The sequence below is a fragment of the Alkalicoccobacillus porphyridii genome, assembly GCF_007293315.1.
GTDB classification, from domain to species: Bacteria; Bacillota; Bacilli; order Bacillales; family Bacillaceae_D; genus Alkalicoccobacillus; species Alkalicoccobacillus porphyridii.
Window position 1 is genome coordinate 1 of sequence record NZ_VLXZ01000079.1, and the last position, 364, is coordinate 364.

2 protein-coding genes are annotated in these 364 nt (G+C 50.8%); both read right to left on the reverse strand.

The features are described from left to right. Window positions 1-91: biotin/lipoyl-containing protein (locus FN960_RS23600; protein WP_143850775.1), on the reverse strand; the 91-nt coding region annotated here is incomplete at its 3' end. 14 nt (window positions 92-105) lie between these two features. Next, window positions 106-364, reverse strand: a 259-nt coding sequence (locus FN960_RS23605) for a hypothetical protein (RefSeq protein ID WP_221936834.1), incomplete at its 5' end; no start/stop codon positions are given.

A 364-nucleotide genomic window follows, 5' to 3' on the forward strand; every position in this document is an offset into this window, starting at 1 on the left:
CGGCTTCAACTTTGTCGCCCACTTTGACCAGGATCTCGGTGATTTCAACTTCATCAGCCCCGATGTCCGGTACTTTGATTTCGATAGCCATTATTCTTTTACCTCTTACGCCAGACGCGGGTTAACTTTATCTGCATCGATGTTGAATTTGGCGATTGCGTCAGCAACCACTTTCTTATCGATTTCGCCACGTTTAGCCAGTTCGCCCAGCGCCGCAACCACGACATAAGAAGCATCAACTTCGAAGTGGTGACGCAGGTTCTCACGGCTGTCGGAACGACCGAAGCCATCAGTACCCAGTACGCGGTAGTCGTCAGCCGGTACGTAAGTACGGACCTGCTCAGCGAACAGTTTCATATAGTCG